We start from the raw sequence: 17,343 nt of genomic DNA, 5'->3' as shown, positions 1-17,343 counted from the left end.
GGCAAACGCCGATGGCGGCGAAAGGCGCATGCCTTCTGCCGCAAGGACGTTCGCAATTTCTCTTGCGAAAGCCGTGCCAAGGCGCGGTACAAACCCGGATAAATCGCGCAAGACCCTGATTTGCCAGCGTTTTATCCGATGTCGCCCATAATCGGAACAATGATGCGGCGCGCGATCTGCCGCCGCCGCGCCGACACTCGCCACCGATGTGTCGGTCTCCGAACGACATGTGCGCGATGCCGCTCATGATCGAAAACGCCATTTGCGAAAGCGTCATGTGAAGGCTAGTATCGAACGAGCACCGGGGTTTTGTTACTACAAGTAGTTTCGATCGATGGAGACGCATCGCGACGCACAGATGACAAGTTTTGCGCAAGCGATTCGTACTTTTCGGGGCGACGGCGGGTCGCGCGACGAGTTCTTCGCGGGAGTGGACGGCGCATTGGCGACCGAGCAGACTCCGGCGAAGCGGCTCATGGAAATCCTCGACGAGGAGCATGCGGCGCGACCGTTGCCTCCCGACATCTATGCGGCCATCCGCCGCCGCATCGAGCATACGGGGCGCATGCGTCCGGAAGCCGATTCCCCCACGGGCCCCGCGAGCCGCGACGAGACGCGTCTGCAAACCTCACCCGGCTTTGCGCCGCCGCAGTCACGTGATCCGAGCAGCGGCACCGGCAGCCAGGCGACGCAGGTGATGGTCGATCACGATCAGCAGATGAAAGGCGTCGGCGACACGCTCAACAGCCGCTTCGTGCTGGAGGAATGTCTCGGCATCGGCGGAATGGGCACCGTGTACAAGGCGCTCGATCTGCGCAAGCTCGAAGCGTCGGATCGGCGGCCCTATGTCGCGATCAAGGTGCTCAATCTCCAGTTCCGCGGCAATCCGAAATCGCTGATCGCGCTCCAACGCGAGGCGCGCAAGGCGCAACAGCTCGCGCACCGGAACATCGTCACTGTTTACGACTTCGACCGCGACGGCCAGATCGTCTATCTGACGATGGAATATCTCTCCGGCCAGCCGCTGTCCCGATTGCTTCGGAACCCGAATTTCAAGGGCATGCCGTTCTCCGAGGTCTTTCCGATCTTCAAGGGCATGGCCAACGCGCTCGCCTACGCGCACGAACGCGGATTCGTTCACTGCGATTTCAAGCCGCCCAACGTGTTTCTGACGGACACGTCGGAAGTGAAGGTGATCGATTTCGGCATTTCGCGCGTCATTCAACGGCCCGAGGAAGAAACCGAAGCGACCGTGTTCGATCCCGGCAGTCTCGGCGCGATGACACCCGCGTACGCGAGCCCGGAGATGATGGAGCATCGCGAACCCGATCCGCGCGACGATATCTACGCGCTCGGCTGCATCACGTATGAACTGCTGACGGGCAAGCATCCGTTCGACCGCGTGCCCGCCCTGCAGGCGAGGAGCGCGGGCATGAAGCCGCAGCGCCCCGAGCATCTCGGCAACAGGCAGTGGAAAGCGTTGAAGGCCGCGCTCGCGTTCGAGCGCGAGGCGCGCACACCGACCGTCGCGCAATTCCTCGAAGAGATCGCCGAGGAGCACGCCGCGCCGGCCACGGGCCGCAAGCAGAAAAAGGGCGGCGGGCCGAAGCTCGCGATCGGCGCGGCGGCAGTCGTGGCGGCGTTGATCGCGGGGGCGGGTTATTACTTCTACGACCAGTCGGGACGCGGCGAGGAAAGCGCGCGCGAAACGCCGTCGCGTCCATCGGAAGGAAGCGCCACGGGCGCGGTCACGACGCACGCGCCCGAGAACGCGGCGCCGGCTTCCGCGGTAGCAATCACGCCCGCAGCCCCGCCGACACCCGTTCCCGAACTCACGATGGCAGCCGTCACGCCCGTGCTCGCGAGCGTGCCGTGTTCGGCGCTCGTCGCGTCGGTGCACGATCAGACCGTCGACGTGCAGGGCTTCGTGTCGCAGAAGTTCGGTCTCGCGCGCCTGAAGGAAACGCTCGGCCGCGTGCCGGGCGTGAAGACCACGAATTTCGGCGTGCAGCAGGTCGCCGACGACAAGTGCGATCTGCTCAAGGTGTACGGCCCGTTCTGGACGGCCAACCGGCAGTCGGGTCGGCCCGCGTCGGTGCACACGCGTTCGCGCGCGACACGTCTCATCGAAGGCGATCCGCTGATCATCGATCTGATGACGCCCGCGTTCGAGTCTTACGTCAACGTCGATTACTTCATGCTCGATGGCAGCGTCGTGCATCTGCTGCCCAATACGCGCTCGCGCGACAACCAGGCGCCGGCGAACTACACGGCGACCATCGGCACGATGGGCGACTGGGTCGTCGGCAAGCCATTCGGTTCGGAGATGATCGTGCTGACGGTCACGCCCGCGCCGCTCTTCGATTCGGCGCGCCCCGACAGCGAAGCGAAGCCGGAATATCTGCGTGCCGTCGAGAAACGCCTTGCCGCGCTAACGGGCAAGTATGGCCGCGATCGCGTGGCTGTCGATATTTTCCAGATCACGACGCAGGGAAAGAAATAAGGCCGGCTCGCCGTTACCGGACGCCGGCCCTCGTCAGAGACGCGCGAGGCTAGCTCTTGGGCTTCTCGATAGACGCCTTCAGTTCCTTCAGCGCGTCTTCCATGCGCTTGCTGACGAGCGCATAGGCTTCCGCCTGAGTCTGCTGAGTGGTGCGCGCGATGTCCTGCATGTCGGCGAGCGCGTTGTGCAGCGCGCGTTGCACGACTTCATTGGCGTTGAACGGAGGTTGCGTCGACGTATTGGCGAATTGCTTTGCGATGTTTTCCAGATCGCTCAAGGTACGCCGCAGAATCTCGACTTGCTTGTCGCGCAGCGCTTCCATGCCGCCGAACGCAACGCGGTTGGTCGCCGCGAGCGCTTCCACGTCCTTGCGCCGCGATTCCATGATCGCGGTGACGTCGAACCCGGGAAGCTGGTACTGCTGGAACATGGCGGCAAACTGGCTGAACGGGTCGCTGAAATTTTGATTCATCGTGCCTCCCCAGGGTTCTGTCGGTCGAATGCGAGCCATTCTTGCGGGCAAAGGCGAGGATGACCCGGGCAGCATGCGCCGTGCGCGCGAAATCATGCCAACGCGCGACGAGCACCTGATACTACCAATATAAGCGCCGGAAATGGGGCAAGGGAAAACACCAGAACGAGCGATCGTTATCGCGGGGAGCGTTCCGGCGAAGCAGGTTGATGCAGGTCAACGCATGCCGCGCCGCGCAAACGACCATGAAATCATGCCGGCGCGATATCGGCATAAAACCCGATGTGGCCGCGAACCGCGACCACGCGAGCGGCCAGCGCCGTCCGATGCTCGGGAGAACATCATGATCAATGGTGAAGGGCGCATCGTCGCGGCCTTGGGCGCCGTGTTCGTGACGCTGGGCGGCATTCATGCTTCGTTGCGCGGCCTGCTCTTCGATGAGACGGCCGTGATGTATTACGGCGTGCTCGCGATTCTCATCGGGGCTGCGTCGTTCGTCGTGATGCTCACACCGTTTCCGAGCGACGAGCCCTGACGTTCCCCCACTTCGATCAGATTCCCTCCTCGCCGGCGAACACGCCGTGCTCCGCCTTGATCTGTTCGCGGTCGATGCACTGCACGTGCCAGCGTCCGGTGCTCTTGGTCGCCGTGCCGTCCGCATACCACAGCACGCGTCCGGCGAGGCCTTCGCACGGGCCGTCGGGTGCGTCGACGTCGAGGCGTTCCAGCACGCAGATCGGGTCGCCGACTTGCTGGCCGCAGATCATCGTGCCGTTCGAACCTGAGCGCAAGCCTCCCCAGTCCGGCACTTCGACTGCCAGGTGGCCCTCGCGCGACCAGCGCCGTGTTTCCTTGTCGAGCCACAGGATGGCGTAGGCCGCCGATTGAGCGCCTTCGAAGCCATCCAGCTTGACCGTGATACGCATGTCATCCTCCATGAAACGATTCGATGGACGAGACGCTCAGCACTTTCGCACTGGCCATGAGCGTCGTCGATGAATGGCGGCTTGCGCCGCGCGTATTGTTAAGGCGTTACTGCGCGGCCCAAACGGACCGCGATGACAGGTTCGAACTGCGCGCGGCGGATAAGTTTTAACGCCGCGCATGTAATGGGTTCCATCGCCGATGCGACCTTGAAATGCGCCGCGCTGCAACAGCGATGACAGTCGAACCGATAAAGCAAGACCGATGCCGAAATGCCGCTTTGCTTCTGAACTGCATGGCTTTAGTTTAGTACGACAATCTGACGCTTCGGAGACAAGCATCGGAGGCACATTGCCGCATGTCCGCGCGATCGACGGTCGATGAATGCGGCGCATCATCGAGCGATGTCACGTTACGTCAACGCTCGCTGGTCGTGCATACGTGCACCACGCCGGCTTCGCGCGCCCCACGGCATTGCCGACGCGCACGATGTATCGCACCACTCGCAACGTAAAACGCTGCGCTGCAATATCGAAAAATTCAGGAGACGTACTCATGCGTGCAATGGTTTTCGACGGCAACGCTCCCGTTCTGCAAATGCTCGATGTGCCCGATCCCACGCCGCGCGCGGGCGAACTGCTCATCGACGTCCATGCGTGCGGCGTGTGTCGCACGGATCTGCATGTGGTCGACGGCGAGCTCGCTCATCCGAAGCGGCCGGTGGTTCCGGGACACGAGATCGTGGGAACGGTCGCGCAACTCGGCGCTGACGTGACGGACTTCGCGCCCGGCGATCGCGTGGGCGTGCCGTGGCTCGGTCATACATGCGGGCACTGCCGCTACTGCGCGGCGGGCCGCGAGAATCTGTGCGATACGCCCGGCTTCACGGGCTATACGATCGACGGCGGCTATGCGGAACGTGTCGTCGCCGATGCGCGCTATTGCCTGCACCTGCCGCAGCGTTATTCGGATGTCGAAGCGGCGCCGCTCCTGTGCGCGGGACTCATCGGCTATCGCACGCTCGCGATGGCGGGCGATGCGAAGCGCATCGGCATCTATGGCTTCGGCGCGGCCGCGCATATCGTCGCGCAGGTGGCGAACCATGAGGGGCGTTCGGTCTATGCGTTCACGCGTCCGGGCGATGCCGCCGCGCATCGGCTCGCGCTCGACCTGAAGGCGCATTGGGCGGGCGGCAGCGACGAGACCCCGCCCGACGAACTCGACGCCGCGCTCATCTTCGCGCCGGCCGGCGCGCTCGTGCCCGCGGCGCTCAAGGCGGTCGCGAAGGGCGGCGCCGTGGTGTGCGGCGGCATCCACATGAGCGACATTCCTTCGTTTCCGTACGCGTTGCTGTGGGGCGAGCGCCGCGTCATGTCCGTGGCGAATCTCACGCGCGAGGACGGGCGCGCGTTCATGGACATCGCCGGGCAGTTTCATCTGGATCTGCACACGACGCCTTATCCGCTCGACGAGGCGAACCGCGCGCTAGCCGATCTTCGCGAAGGCAGGCTGACGGGCGCGGCCGTGCTCACGATGCGCGCGTAGGTTCGATAAATCGACGAACGTTCGTCAGTGATGTTCGAGCATCGTGCGATCCACGATGCGCACCTGCCGCCCATTGAGCCCGATCGCGCCCTCGCGTTGCAGCTTCGAAAGCGTGCGGCTCACGGTTTCCAGCTCCAGGCCGAGATAGCTGCCGATATCCGCGCGGGTCATCGGCAGAATTAGTTCGTTCGCCTGGTCGCCGGCGGACGCGCTGCGTGCGTCGAGCCGTTCCGCGAAATCGAGCAGGAAGGCGGCGACGCGTTCGCGCGCGGGCATCGTGCCGAGCATCAGCGCGAGACGCGACGCGCGCACGATTTCCGCGCTCATGATCGCGAGCAGTTCGTGCTGCATCGCCGCGTACTCGCGGCACAAGGGTTCGAGTATGCCGACCGGCATGATGCGCACGACACTCGATTCGAGCGCGATGGCGTCGCTTTCGTGCCGGCCTGTGCACACGCCGTCGAGACCGAGCGTTTCGTCCGCGAAGTGAAAACCCGTGACCTGTGTGTGCGGGGCGCTGTCGTCGTTGCTGCTGGGAAAGGTCGCGACGGTCTTGAAGCATCCGCTTTGCACCGTATAGACGCTGCGCAGCGGCTCGCCCATGCAGTAAAGCGCGTCGCCGCGCTCGACGGTGCGCGTCGGAAACGGAATGGCGTCGGCGTCGGAGAAGCGCACGTGCAGCGTCGGCGCGGCGCGCCTCGCCGAAGCGCCTGGATCGATAGACGGTTCCATGAGGAATTTCCTCCTACAACCCAGTATGGTTCACGGACGAAGGAAAGGACAACCCGGCGCGTTCGCGGTGCTGGCGTTCAGAATTCGATATCCAGCTCGTCGATCTCTTCGGCTTCCTGCTGTGCATCCGCAATCCACTGGCGCATTTCCGGCATCGCGAGAATGCGCTCGCCATACGCGACGATATCGGGGTCGAGCTTCACGTCGTAGGTGACGAAGCGCGTGACGACCGGCGCGAACATCGCATCCGCGCACGAACGTTCGCCGAACAGATACGGGCCGCCGTATTGCGCGAGACATTCGTGCCAGATGGTCACGATGCGCTCGACATCGGTCTGCGCGCGCGCCCACACCTTGAAGCCGGGAAAGTGCGCCTTGAGGTTCATCGGCAGGGCGGAACGCAGCGCGGCGAAGCCCGAATGCATCTCGCCGCAGATCGCCCGGCAATGCGCGCGCTCGGCGCGTTCCTTCGGCAGCAGTCCGGCATCGGGACATACTTCGTTCAGATATTCCGCAATCGCGAGCGTGTCCCAGACTTTGATGCCATCATGAAAGAGACAGGGCACGAGAATCGATGGCGAGAGCAGCAGGAGCTCGGCGCGCGCACCGGGATCGTCGGCGGGCATCACGACTTCATCGAACGGCAGCCCGCTAAACTTCGTGAGCAGCCAGCCACGCAGCGACCAGGACGAATAGTTCTTGCTGCTGATGGTGAGCGTGGCGTTCGCCATGAGCGTCTCCTCGGACGTCGTGCACCAGGACGGATCGAGCATGGTGCGTGTTGGCACCGAAAGGCGGCAAAACGCGCTCGTGAATGGTAACAGTGCAAAGGGTATGCCAATCGTTCAGTCGGGTGAGCCGCCGCCTCGGTCGACTGGCATAGCTATTGCCTTATTTCGACGCTCCATATCGACGCATGCGCCGCCCGCGTGCAAGAGAGATGAATCCCTTTGCTTACGCGGGCTATCAGGCCTGGTCCGATTCGATGCTGCCCATGCGCCACGCCGCCGCGCTCGTCGAGAGCGCGCTTCGGGTCTGGACGGAGATCGGCGCAACGCCGCAGGGCCGCGGCCTCACGGCGATCTGCGAACTGATTGAGTTGTCCGGGCTCACGCATACTCGTCCGGCCTTCGATATCGCGGAAGTGAACGTCGATGGCAAGCCGATGCGCGTCGTGGAAGAGGTCGCCGCGCGCACGCCGTTCTGCGACCTGCTGCATTTCCGCAAGGACGATGTATCCGTCGCGCAGCCGCGCGTGCTCGTTATCGCGCCGATGTCCGGCCACTTCGCGACCCTGCTGCGCGGCACCGTGCGCACGATGCTCGCGGACCACGACGTCTATATCACCGACTGGCGCAATCCGCGCGACGTCTCGCTGATGCACGGCCGTTTCGGTTTCGACGAGTACGTGCACCACCTCATCGACTTCATCGAAACGATCGGGCCGGGGACGCATCTGCTCGCGGTGTGTCAGCCGACCGTCGCGGCGCTGTCGGCGGCCGCGCTGATGGCCGAGGACCGGCATCCCGCCGAGCCGGCGAGCATGACGCTGATGGCCGGTCCGATCGACACGCGCGTGAATCCGACGCGCGTGAACGAGCTCGCGAAGAGCAAACCGATCGAATGGTTCGAGCGCAACCTGATCGGCATGGTGCCGTTCGGCTTCGCGGGCGCGATGCGGCGCGTCTATCCGGGCTTCGTGCAGCTGGGCGCGTTCATGTCGATGAATCTCCCGCGTCACCTCGAATCGTTCGAGGAGATGCACTATCAGCGCGCGAAAGGCGACCCGGCGCAGGCGGACGCGATCCGCGTTTTCTACGAGGAATATTTCGCGACGATGGACCTCACCGCGGAGTTTTATCTCGAGACCGTCGATACCATCTTTCAGCGGCACGCGCTGCCGTTGAAGCAGCTCGAAGTGCGCGGCCGCAAGGTCGATCCGTCGGCAATCCGGCGCACCGCGCTCTTCACTGTCGAGGGCGAGCGCGACGACATCTGCGCGGTCGGTCAGACGCTCGCCGCGCAGGATCTGTGCGACAAGCTGCGGCCTTACCTGAAGGCGCATCACGTGCAGACGGGCGTCGGGCACTACGGCGTGTTCAACGGCAAGCGCTGGGAGCGGCAGATTTATCCGCGCATCCGCGCCTTGATCCACGATAACGAGCCGAGTCCGGCCGGCGTCAACGCGCGTGCGCAGCCGCTGGTCCCGTTGCAGGCGATCGCGCCGCTCGCGCGCGAATCGACGGTCGTCGAGGAACAGGCGCAGGCGGCGCAGCAGGGCGGCGGCAAACAGGCGATCGCCGATCCCGACGACGCCCACGCAACGGAATAGCCGCTAGCTCGCCGCCACGCCCGAAAGCGGCAGCACGATGCGCGCTTCCGCGCCGCCGCCTTCGCGCGCGCGCAATTCGAGCGTGCCGCCGTGCAGCCGCGCGATGCGCTCGACGATCGCGAGACCCAGCCCCGTGCCTTTCGGCTGGCCTTCGCCGCCGCCGCGTTTGAACGGCTGCTTGAGCGCTTCCGGATCCTGTCCGCCGAGTCCCTTGCCGCGATCCGCGATCACGACGCAGGCGGCCTTCGCCTGCGTATCCGTCCACGTGCGCACTTCCAGCCCGACGACGCCGTACAGCACCGCGTTCTGCATCAGGTTCATGAGTATGCGCATCATGCTGATGGGGCGGAACGGGAACGGTTCGATAGCACCGAGATCGAGCGCAAACTCGTGTCCCAGTCCCGCAAAATCGGCTGCGAGATTGGCGACGAGTGCGTTGAGATCGCCGACGATGGGCGTCTCCTTCGCGCCGCTGCCCGCGTAATCCATGAACTGCTGAAGAATCGTGTCGATGGTGTCGAGATAGCCCTCCGCCGATGCCGCGAACGACGCGTCCTTCGACGGTACGGAGGACATCGCCATGGCGAGGCGCAACTTGGTCATCGGCGTGCGGATGTCGTGCGAGATGCCCGCGAGCATCAGTGCGCGCGTCGCTTCGGCCTCCTTGAGCGCCGCTGTCATGCGATTGAATGCGCCGCTCACCTGCGCGATTTCGGTCGGGCCGTCCGTCGGCAGGACGCCGGGCTCCCCGCCCGCTGAAACGAGCCGCGCGGCATCGGCGAGATGCGCGAGCGGGCGATTCAGGTGACGCTGGATCACATAGGCCGTCGCGAACGCGAGCGCGCCGAGTCCGAGCGAAAGAAGGAGGGCGGTCACGAGGCCGTCGTCGTGCGCGGCTTCGGGCACCGGCAGCGCAAGCCAGCGCGGCTCGCCCGACAGATGCGCGCGGATCCACAATCGCTGCTGGCCGTCGTCGGCCGTGTCGCTGCCTTGCCAGCGCACGAGCATGTCGGCGGGCAGATGCCGCCGCAAGCTCTCGACGAACGTCTGGCGCTGATATGTTTGATAGAAGCGCAGGCGCGATCCCGGCGCCGTTTCGTGCGCGCCGGCGGGCAACTCGGCGTGAATGTCGAGATGCGCGGCGACGGTTTGCGCTGCGTCGGGCGGCGTCGTTTTCAGGAGCGTGTCGAGCGTGACGATATAGCTCGCGAACGTCGCGGCCGCCCGCTCGATGCGCGGCGTCTGGATGAAGTGCAGCAGCACCGCGATCGCGCACACCTGACTCACCGCGACGAGCGCGACGAGCAGCAGGATATTGCGCGCGAAGATCGAGCGCGGCACGAGCGACACAGGGCGCAAGCGAGGCGCGGCGCTCACGATTCGATTTCGGCGAGCAGCATGTAGCCGACGCCCCAGACGGTCTTGATGAAGCGCGGCTTGCCCGAGTCTTCCTCGATGATCTGACGCAGCCGCAGCACCTGCACGTCGATGCTGCGATCGAGCGCGTCGTGATCGCGGCCGCGCGTGCGTGCGATGAGGTTGTCGCGGCTCACCGCGCGGTTCGGCGACGAGCCGAGCGCGTGAAGCAACTGCATCTGCGCGGAATGCATTTCGAACGGCTCGCCGTTGCGATAGAGCTTCTGCTTGGCGAGATCGAGACGGAATTCGCCGAAGCGGACGACCTGCTGCGTGTGCGTCGGATCGCCGGCGGCGATTTTCTGGCGGCGCAGCAACGCGCGCACGCGAGCGACCAGTTCCTGCGGCAGGAAGGGCTTGGCGAGGTAATCGTCGGCGCCGGTTTCGAGGCCGATCACCTTGTCGACGGGATCTCCCTTGGCCGTGAGCATGAGGATGGGCAACGTCTGGCCTTCGGCGCGCAGGCGCTTGCAGACCGAGAGGCCGTCTTCGGGCTCCATCATCCAGTCGAGCACGAGCAGGTCGAAAGGCTCGCGCTGAAGGTAGCGGTCGAGCCGCTTGCCATTTTCGACGACGCGCACCTCGAAACCTTGCGAACTCAGAAAACGCTGCAGCATGTTGCGCAACTCGGCTTCGTCGTCGAGCACGATGATCTTCGGCAGGATTTCCATGGACGCTCCGGATCAGCGTTGCGCGGCGTGCTCGCGCATGAAGGCTTCGATTTGCGGCAGCGTCACGTAGCCGTTCTTCTGCGTGTCGATCTGGTCGAAGTGCTTGGCCACCATCGGCATGCCCGCCGACGCCTGCGCGCGCGTGAGCTTGCCGTCGTGCGTCGTGTTGGCGCTCGAGAAGCGGGTCTGCAACTGCCCGAGCGCGTGCTCGACGCGCGGGCTCGCGCCCATCGGCTGAGTGGCGGTTTGCGCGAACGCGCCGCCCGATGTGGCGCACGCCGCGCATGCGGCAAGGATGACAAGAAATTTTCGCATGGCTCTCTCCCTGGTCCGGGTACGAATGAACGTCGACGGTGATGTCATTCTATTGAGCCGCGCGGCGAACGCAATCTCGTGAATGCTACGAATCATGTCGCCGGATTGCATGCGAGATTGCGCCGACATGCGGCGACACAAGTTAGGGCTCACGGTTCGGGCGACGCTTCGCTATCGTTCTCATCGCCGGCAGATGTGTTTCGTTCACGCTGCCGAAATCCATGACTCACGATGCATGAGGACTTCACCATGAACATCCGTTTGCTCAGCGTTTCCGCCGTTGCCGCCATCAGCCTGACCTGCGCGGAATCCGCGTTCGCCGGAACGAGCGTGCAGGTTTCCTATGTCGCGCCCGCCGTCGTCTATGCACCGCCGCCGCGTCCCGTGTATTACTACGCGCCGCCGCCGAGGCCCACTTATTACTATGTGCCCGCGCGCACCGTAGTCGTCGCGCCCGTGGCGGTCGCCGTGCCGCCGCCTCCGCCGCCGCCGAGGCCCGTCGTCGTCGTGTCGCCTTATGCGGTCGCGCCGGCCGTCAGGATCACCTATGCGCAGCCGGTGCTCGCGGCGCCGGTCGTCGTGATGCATTGACCGCAATGCGCATCGATCGCGACAAGCAGCGATGCATTGCACGGCTGGCTCGACCGCCGCCTCCTATACTGGATGAACCGCGTCGGGCCCGATGTGCCGATGCGGCGGCGACCCGGCGCTTCGCGCCGTTTCATGGCGTTCCAACAGGAGGATCGAGCCATGCTATTCATCGTCAACTGGACTGCGCAGCCCGAGGTCGAACGACAGGCGGCCGAACGATTCCTGCAAACGCGCGGCGCGCCGCCCGACGGCATCAGGCTGCTGGGACGCTGGCATGCGATCGGTTCCATCTGGGGTGTGGCCGTATGCGAATGCGACGAAATCGACCCGCTCGCGCGCTGGGCACATGAGTGGGCCGATCTGTTCATGTTCGACATCAAACCGGCGATCACCGACGAGCAGGTCGGAAAAATGCTCGCGGAACACGCGGAGCGGCAGTAGACGAAAAGCGCGCCGATTCTTCGTACGAACGGCGACTCCGCGAGGACCGGCGCGTTAGGGTTTGTTTGGCTTGCAGCGGAACGCACGATGCCCCATCATTACAAACGTACTAGTTAGTTCAAATTTGAGCGCCGTTCGCGATCCCGCATTGTTGCCGCAAGGATGGCGCCGTCAAGGAGCGAAGCGTGACCCAATCCCCTACGAAAGAACCCTGCGTGATATCGGTGGCGATCACCGGCTCGGTGCCGCGCAAGAAGGACAATCCCGCGGTGCCGATCACGATCGCCGAGCAGATCGAGAGCACGCACGAGGCGTATGAAGCGGGCGCGACACTCGTGCACCTGCATGTGCGCGACGAAGACGAACGCTCGAGTTCGGACCGGCATCGGTTCGCGGAATTGCAGGAGGGCATTCGCAAGCATTGTCCGGACATCATCATCCAGTTCTCGACGGGCGGTCGCGGACGCTCGTTCGAACAACGCGGCGCGATGCTCGACCTGAAGCCCGACATGGCATCGCTCGCGACGGGCTCGGTCAACTTTCCGACGATCGTGTATGAGAATCCGCCCGATTTCGTGCGCTCGCTCGCGCAGATGATGCTCGATCACAACGTGAAGCCCGAGATCGAGATTTTCGATCTGGCGATGCTGTATAGCACCGTGGATCTCGTGAATCAGGGTCTGCTGAAGCCGCCTGTTCACGTGCAGTTCGTGCTCGGCGTGAAGAATGCGTTGCCCGCGCGGCTCGAGATTCTCGAGTTCGAAGTCGAGCAGTTGAAGAAGCATTTGCCCGATGCGACGTGGACGGCTGCGGGCATTGGGCGTCATCAGCTCGAAGTGAATCACTGGACGTTGCAGTTGGGCGGGCATTGTCGGACGGGGCTGGAAGACAACGTGCGCTGGGACAAGGACACGCTCGCGAAGAGCAACGCGCAACTGGTGAGTCGGGTGGCGTCGCTGTGTGCGGAGTATGGAAGGCCGGTGGCGACGGCGAAGGAAGCGCGCGAGTTGTTGTCGATTTGAGTGTTGTCTGTGCGGGTCGAGGCGCGCCGTCGGGAAACCGCGGCGCGCTTTTTGTTTGTGGTGTGCGAGGGATGCGCATTACGCTTTCTTTGCTTCTCCAGGTTCATTGGCGACGAAGTGCCCGGCCGCGCGCCTGCTTCCTGCCGATGGTCGACGCAGATTTCTCCGCGGCGATCTTCTGCTCAATGGCTCCGACAGATTGACGGACGGTGTCGAGGGCTGGACCTCGTGAGCACAACGAAGCCGAGGGCAGAGGCGAATTTTGTCTCGGCGCTTATCGCTCTCAATTCCCGACTTGTTTCAGCCGGTTTTTCAATCGCTCGCGAATTTGATTTGTCTGTCATTGGCAATCAATTGGTTTAATTAGCTGACTAGAATCAGTTATTAAAAATTTCGAAGCGCTATTTACGGTTAAAAAGGTTTTCCGATAACGCGCGTGAATCGCCCGTGAGGTTGCGATTTTTAGGCATCAAGTGGCGATTTTCGGAATATATCAATTGAAAATTTCGATAGGAACGCCAAGAATTGCGTGAATTCGCCTGGACCGGGTGGCGTAAGTGATTCCCTATTTTGGTTTATAAGATCAGTATAACGAATCAACAAGTCTGATCAACTCCATTGAGTGCTCTTGTATTTCGATTGTCGGCGCGATCCGATGCAATCGAACCCCGAGCAATGACGCGCTATTTCTTTTTACCTGTCCTGGCGAGCAGGCGTCTAACGCCGAGTCACAAAATTTGAGCGATTGAATCTACGAGGTTTTTGAGTGAACAAGACATATAAAGTGGTATGGAGCCAGGCGGGTCAAAAGTGGGTTGTCGTGCCTGAACTCGCTCGAACCAGGGGAAAGAGCACGAAGCGATCGGTGGTTGTGGCCGCTTCCGCGATGGCGACGATTGCGGGCGGGTCTGCGCACGCGGCGGATGCGAGTAGCTACATGAATGGCGTCTTCGATTCGAGCGGGCTTTCGAATTGTTTCTCATCGACAGCTAGCGGTCCGCAGAACGGCGCAGGTTGTGACAGCGGCGGCAAGACTGGTGTAGGGTTTGTCGCGTTCGATCAAGCCGCCTTGGCCGGCGCTTATGCACTCGCCCCAGACTCCAATACGCTTCTTTTTGGCACCGCGGGGGCCGACCAGCTCGCCATCGTCACGGATCCCATCGCTGGAACGACCACGATCAACGCTTATGCGCCGATCAACATGAACCGGAACAAGATCACGGGCGTGGCGGCGGGAATGTTGAGTAATGGTAGCTTCGACGCGGTCAACGGCACCCAGCTATTCGGGGTGTCCAGTTCGATGTCCGCGGGCTTGAGCACTGCGGCAAGCAGAGTGACTTCGCTATCGACGGGCCTGAGCACAGTGAATTTGAATCTCGATTCATTGTCGACATCGACCTCGACGGGCTTGAGCACGGTGACCTCGGGCGTCGCTTCGCTTTCCACCGGCCTCAGCACGGTGACCTCCGGTGTGAACTCACTGTCCACAGGCCTCAGTACGGTGGCTTCGGGCCTCACCTCGCTGTCGGCATCGACCTCTACAGGTCTGAGTACGGTGACCTCGGGCGTCACTTCGCTTTCCACCGGCCTCAGTACGGTGACTTCAGGCGTGAGTTCGCTCTCGACGGGCATGAGCACGATCACCTCCAACGTGAGCTCGCTTTCCACAGGGCTTAGCACGGCGACCTCGGGCCTCAACTCGCTGTCGACATCGACCTCGACAGGTCTGAGTACGGTGACCTCGGGTGTCACTTCGCTTTCCACCGGCCTCAGTACGGTGACTTCCGATGTGAGTTCGCTCTCGACGGGCATGAGCACGATCACGTCCAACGTGAGCTCGCTGTCCACAGGTCTCAGTACGGTGACTTCAGACGTGAGTTCGCTCTCGACGGGCATGAGCACGATAACCTCCAACGTGAGCTCGCTGTCCACAGGTCTCAGCACGGTGACTTCCGATGTGAGTTCGCTCTCGACGGGCATGAGCACGATCACGTCCAACGTGAGCTCACTGTCCACAGGCCTCAGCACGGTAGCGTCGGGCCTCGACACGCTATCGACATCGACTTCGACAGGTTTGAGCACGGTGACCTCGGGCCTCGATTCGCTGTCGACATCGACCTCGACGGGTTTGAGCACGGTAACGTCGAACGTCGCCTCGCTGTCGACCGGCCTCAGCACGGTAACTTCCGGCATCATATCCCTGTCGACGGGCATCGACACGCTGTCCGCGTCCACATCCACGGCGGTGACATCACTGTCAACCGGCATCGATACGCTTTCGACCTCGACTTCGAGCGCAGTGGGCTCGCTGTCGACGGGCGTCAATTCGCTGTCGGTCGCGATTAACAACACCGTCCAATACGACGATCCGGATCACAAGAGCGTAACGCTCGGCACACTTGGCACGCCTGTCACGCTCAAGAACATCGCGCCTGGGGCGGTAAACGAAAACAGCGTCGAAGCGATCAACGGCTCGCAACTCTTCGCCACCGCGCAAAGCGCCGCCGACGCGCTGGGCGGCGGATCATCCGTGGACACCGACGGCAAGATCACCAAGCCGACCTACAAGTTCACCGACAACTCGACATTCAACAACGTCGGCGACGCGCTCACGAATCTCGACGGTCGCGTCACGCAGAACACATCGGACATCAGCATCATCAATACGACGCTGAGCACGATCAACAACGGCGGCGGCATCAAGTACTTCCACACCAACTCGACCCAGACGGATTCGTCCGCGTCCGGCGTCAACGCGGTGGCAATCGGCGGCGATGCGATCGCGTCCGCAGATAATGCCGTCGCGCTCGGCTCCGGTTCGCGTGCGGATCGTGCCGACACTGTCTCCGTTGGTGCAAAGGGCGCGGAACGCAAGATCACGAACGTCGCAACGGGTACGGAAAACACCGATGCGGTCAACGTCTCTCAGTTGAACTCGACGATCGCGAGCAGTGTCGCGAACGCCGTGACCTACGACGATTCGACGCACAGCAGGATCACACTGAATCCTCAAACCAAGGTGACAATCGATAACGTGGCAAACGGAAATGTCGCCCTTGGGAGCTTCGAAGCGATCAACGGTTCGCAGCTCTTCGCGACCGCACAAAGCGCCGCGGACGCACTGGGTGGCGGAGCAAGCGTGGACGGGGACGGCAAGATCACCGAGCCAACCTACAAATTCACGGATAACACGAAGCACCACTCCGTCGAGAGCGCACTGACAAATCTGGATGGACGCACTGCCCAGAATTCGACCGACATCGACACGATCAACAACACGCTGAACAACATCACGACAGGCGGCGGCATCAAGTACTTCCACGCCAATTCCACGCTGCCGGATTCGTCCGCGATGGGCGCGGATTCGGTGGCGATCGGGGGCGCTGCGTCGGCGACGGCGGCCAACTCGGTGGCATTGGGCGCGAACTCGGTCGCGAATCGTCCGAATACCGTCTCGGTCGGCGCGACAGGCGCGGAACGCCAGATCACGAACGTCGCGGCCGGTACTGCGGATACGGACGCCGTCAACGTGTCGCAGTTGAAGCGGGCGGGCCTGATCGATGGCGACGGCTCGACGAAGGCCGCCGTCACCTATGACGCGGGTGCGGATGGCAAACCCGACTACACGAGCATTACGCTCGGCAATAACACCGGCGCAACGACGATTCACAACGTCGCGGAAGGTGTAGCCGGCAGCGATGCCGTGAACGTGAACCAGATGAACGCCGCGCTCGACCGCGTGACGAACATTGCCGAAAGCGGCGGAAACACATTGTTTGCCGCCGATGGCAATCGCGCCACCGAGGTCGCCAGCGCCACCGGCACGCATGCTACGGCCATGGGCGCGAACGCGAACGCGAGTGCGGACAATTCGGTCGCGCTCGGTGCGAATTCGGTGGCCGACCGGGCGAACACGGTATCAGTCGGCTCGGCAGGCAACGAACGCCAGATTACGAACGTTGCCAACGGCGAGCAGCAAACCGATGCGGTCAACGTCCGGCAATTGAATCTGGCATCGGCGCAGGCGCAAAGCTACACCGATTCGCGCATCGCCGGCGTGCAGAGCCAGATCAACAATGTCGCCAGCACGGCATACGGCGGTATCGCCGCGGCGATGGCCGCAGCGGGATTGCCGCAGCCGACCGCTCCGGGCAGAACAATGGTATCGATCGCGGGCGCGCGTTACGCGAGCGCATCCGGTGCGGCGATCGGCGTCTCGTACGTGACGCAGGACGATCGATGGGTCGTGAAGGCTTCGGGCAATACCAGCAGTTCCGGCAACGTCGGGTTTACGATCGGCGCAGGCCATCAGTGGTAAGCCTCTGACGTAACACCGGAGCAATCGAAGTCGGTCGACGCAGCCACTGCGTCGACCGAAT

17 protein-coding genes and 1 pseudogene are annotated in these 17,343 nt (G+C 63.0%); 10 read left to right on the top strand and 8 right to left on the bottom strand.

The genetic code is table 11. From position 1 onward, the window contains the following. Positions 1-358: 358 nt before the first annotated feature. Positions 359-2,503 (top strand): serine/threonine protein kinase, encoded by a 2,145-nt coding sequence (locus IAG25_RS19860; RefSeq protein ID WP_187606372.1) that lies wholly within the window; start codon positions 359-361, stop codon positions 2,501-2,503. A gap of 49 nt (positions 2,504-2,552) precedes the next feature. Here the strand turns inward: IAG25_RS19860 and phaP are convergent, their stop codons facing one another. Continuing rightward, on the bottom strand, positions 2,553-2,975 hold the full coding sequence (gene phaP / locus IAG25_RS19855) for a phasin family protein (RefSeq protein WP_035501984.1): 423 nt from the start codon (positions 2,973-2,975) through the stop codon (positions 2,553-2,555). Between the two features lie 343 nt (positions 2,976-3,318). Between phaP and IAG25_RS19850 the strand changes: the two genes are divergently transcribed. Beyond that, on the top strand, positions 3,319-3,510 hold the full coding sequence (locus tag IAG25_RS19850; protein WP_187606371.1) for a DUF2964 family protein: 192 nt from the start codon (positions 3,319-3,321) through the stop codon (positions 3,508-3,510). A gap of 16 nt (positions 3,511-3,526) precedes the next feature. On the opposite strand, the gene IAG25_RS19845 is transcribed toward IAG25_RS19850, so the two are convergent. After that, positions 3,527-3,901 carry a DUF3564 family protein gene (locus IAG25_RS19845; RefSeq protein WP_255503821.1) on the bottom strand — a complete coding sequence of 125 codons (375 nt, stop codon included), beginning with the start codon at positions 3,899-3,901 and terminating at the stop codon, positions 3,527-3,529. A 23-nt stretch (positions 3,902-3,924) separates the two neighbouring features. Between IAG25_RS19845 and IAG25_RS19840 the strand changes: the two genes are divergently transcribed. Next, positions 3,925-4,071, top strand: coding sequence for a hypothetical protein (locus tag IAG25_RS19840; RefSeq protein WP_187606369.1), 147 nt, complete (start codon positions 3,925-3,927; stop codon positions 4,069-4,071). Positions 4,072-4,454: 383 nt separating this feature from the next. Further along, positions 4,455-5,444 (top strand): zinc-dependent alcohol dehydrogenase family protein, encoded by a 990-nt coding sequence (locus IAG25_RS19835; RefSeq protein WP_187606368.1) that lies wholly within the window; start codon positions 4,455-4,457, stop codon positions 5,442-5,444. A 24-nt stretch (positions 5,445-5,468) separates the two neighbouring features. On the opposite strand, the gene IAG25_RS19830 is transcribed toward IAG25_RS19835, so the two are convergent. Together IAG25_RS19830 and IAG25_RS19825 are read right to left on the bottom strand one after the other, a co-directional pair. Then, positions 5,469-6,176, bottom strand: a complete 708-nt coding sequence (locus tag IAG25_RS19830) for a Crp/Fnr family transcriptional regulator (RefSeq protein WP_187606367.1) — start codon at positions 6,174-6,176, stop codon at positions 5,469-5,471. A gap of 77 nt (positions 6,177-6,253) precedes the next feature. Next, complete coding sequence (locus IAG25_RS19825) at positions 6,254-6,907, bottom strand: glutathione S-transferase family protein (protein ID WP_187606366.1); 654 nt, start codon at positions 6,905-6,907, stop codon at positions 6,254-6,256. 209 nt (positions 6,908-7,116) lie between these two features. Between IAG25_RS19825 and IAG25_RS19820 the strand changes: the two genes are divergently transcribed. Continuing rightward, positions 7,117-8,508, top strand: a complete 1,392-nt coding sequence (locus tag IAG25_RS19820) for a polyhydroxyalkanoate depolymerase (RefSeq protein ID WP_187606365.1) — start codon at positions 7,117-7,119, stop codon at positions 8,506-8,508. 3 nt (positions 8,509-8,511) lie between these two features. Here the strand turns inward: IAG25_RS19820 and IAG25_RS19815 are convergent, their stop codons facing one another. Genes IAG25_RS19815 through IAG25_RS19805 form a run of 3 tightly spaced genes read right to left on the bottom strand, consistent with a single transcriptional unit; the run spans position 8,512 to position 10,910 of the window. After that, positions 8,512-9,858, bottom strand: coding sequence for an ATP-binding protein (locus tag IAG25_RS19815; protein ID WP_187606630.1), 1,347 nt, complete (start codon positions 9,856-9,858; stop codon positions 8,512-8,514). A 23-nt stretch (positions 9,859-9,881) separates the two neighbouring features. Continuing rightward, a complete protein-coding gene (locus IAG25_RS19810) occupies positions 9,882-10,595 on the bottom strand; it encodes a response regulator (protein WP_035501976.1) in 714 nt (237 codons plus the stop codon). Between the two features lie 12 nt (positions 10,596-10,607). Continuing rightward, positions 10,608-10,910 (bottom strand): EF-hand domain-containing protein, encoded by a 303-nt coding sequence (locus tag IAG25_RS19805; protein WP_187606364.1) that lies wholly within the window; start codon positions 10,908-10,910, stop codon positions 10,608-10,610. Between the two features lie 249 nt (positions 10,911-11,159). On the opposite strand from IAG25_RS19805, the gene IAG25_RS19800 reads away from it, so the two are divergent. The 4 genes and pseudogenes from IAG25_RS19800 to IAG25_RS42260 form a co-directional block, all read left to right on the top strand. Beyond that, on the top strand, positions 11,160-11,501 hold the full coding sequence (locus tag IAG25_RS19800) for a hypothetical protein (RefSeq protein ID WP_255503819.1): 342 nt from the start codon (positions 11,160-11,162) through the stop codon (positions 11,499-11,501). A gap of 36 nt (positions 11,502-11,537) precedes the next feature. Then, positions 11,538-11,942, top strand: coding sequence for a DUF3303 domain-containing protein (locus IAG25_RS19795; RefSeq protein WP_309243948.1), 405 nt, complete (start codon positions 11,538-11,540; stop codon positions 11,940-11,942). A 185-nt stretch (positions 11,943-12,127) separates the two neighbouring features. Continuing rightward, the gene (locus tag IAG25_RS19790; protein ID WP_187606362.1) at positions 12,128-12,964 is read left to right on the top strand and encodes a 3-keto-5-aminohexanoate cleavage protein; all 837 of its coding nucleotides are present in this window, start codon (positions 12,128-12,130) and stop codon (positions 12,962-12,964) included. Between the two features lie 766 nt (positions 12,965-13,730). Then, positions 13,731-14,249, top strand: a pseudogene (locus IAG25_RS42260) (ESPR domain-containing protein); the annotation flags it as partial. Here IAG25_RS42260 and IAG25_RS41470 read toward each other — a convergent pair. Next, positions 14,150-15,289, bottom strand: a complete 1,140-nt coding sequence (locus tag IAG25_RS41470; RefSeq protein ID WP_255503817.1) for a hypothetical protein — start codon at positions 15,287-15,289, stop codon at positions 14,150-14,152. The pseudogene IAG25_RS42260 and the gene IAG25_RS41470 sit on opposite strands and share 100 nt — an antisense overlap. On the opposite strand from IAG25_RS41470, the gene IAG25_RS41465 reads away from it, so the two are divergent. Then, on the top strand, positions 15,264-17,282 hold the full coding sequence (locus IAG25_RS41465) for a YadA family autotransporter adhesin (RefSeq protein ID WP_309243947.1): 2,019 nt from the start codon (positions 15,264-15,266) through the stop codon (positions 17,280-17,282). The two genes, IAG25_RS41470 and IAG25_RS41465, sit on opposite strands and share 26 nt — an antisense overlap. The last annotated feature ends 61 nt before the right edge of the window (positions 17,283-17,343 follow it).

The sequence above is a fragment of the Caballeronia sp. EK genome, from assembly GCF_014384845.1.
In the GTDB taxonomy this organism is placed as follows: domain Bacteria; phylum Pseudomonadota; class Gammaproteobacteria; order Burkholderiales; family Burkholderiaceae; genus Caballeronia; species Caballeronia jiangsuensis.
This window is presented reverse-complemented; position numbering and strand designations above follow the sequence as displayed.

Excerpts from the sequence above, each read along its gene's own strand:
- IAG25_RS19810 (WP_035501976.1), bottom strand. The coding sequence starts at position 10,595 with ATGGAAATCCTGCCGAAGATCATCGTGCTCGACGACGAAGCCGAGTTG.
- IAG25_RS19800 (WP_255503819.1), top strand. The coding sequence starts at position 11,160 with ATGAACATCCGTTTGCTCAGCGTTTCCGCCGTTGCCGCCATCAGCCTG.
- IAG25_RS19845 (WP_255503821.1), bottom strand. The coding sequence starts at position 3,901 with ATGCGTATCACGGTCAAGCTGGATGGCTTCGAAGGCGCTCAATCGGCG.
- IAG25_RS19805 (WP_187606364.1), bottom strand. The coding sequence starts at position 10,910 with ATGCGAAAATTTCTTGTCATCCTTGCCGCATGCGCGGCGTGCGCCACA.
- phaP (WP_035501984.1), bottom strand. The coding sequence starts at position 2,975 with ATGAATCAAAATTTCAGCGACCCGTTCAGCCAGTTTGCCGCCATGTTC.
- IAG25_RS19820 (WP_187606365.1), top strand. The coding sequence starts at position 7,117 with ATGAATCCCTTTGCTTACGCGGGCTATCAGGCCTGGTCCGATTCGATG.
- IAG25_RS19830 (WP_187606367.1), bottom strand. The coding sequence starts at position 6,176 with ATGGAACCGTCTATCGATCCAGGCGCTTCGGCGAGGCGCGCCGCGCCG.
- IAG25_RS19840 (WP_187606369.1), top strand. The coding sequence starts at position 3,925 with ATGGACGAGACGCTCAGCACTTTCGCACTGGCCATGAGCGTCGTCGAT.
- IAG25_RS19825 (WP_187606366.1), bottom strand. The coding sequence starts at position 6,907 with ATGGCGAACGCCACGCTCACCATCAGCAGCAAGAACTATTCGTCCTGG.
- IAG25_RS19850 (WP_187606371.1), top strand. The coding sequence starts at position 3,319 with ATGATCAATGGTGAAGGGCGCATCGTCGCGGCCTTGGGCGCCGTGTTC.
- IAG25_RS19835 (WP_187606368.1), top strand. The coding sequence starts at position 4,455 with ATGCGTGCAATGGTTTTCGACGGCAACGCTCCCGTTCTGCAAATGCTC.
- IAG25_RS19860 (WP_187606372.1), top strand. The coding sequence starts at position 359 with ATGACAAGTTTTGCGCAAGCGATTCGTACTTTTCGGGGCGACGGCGGG.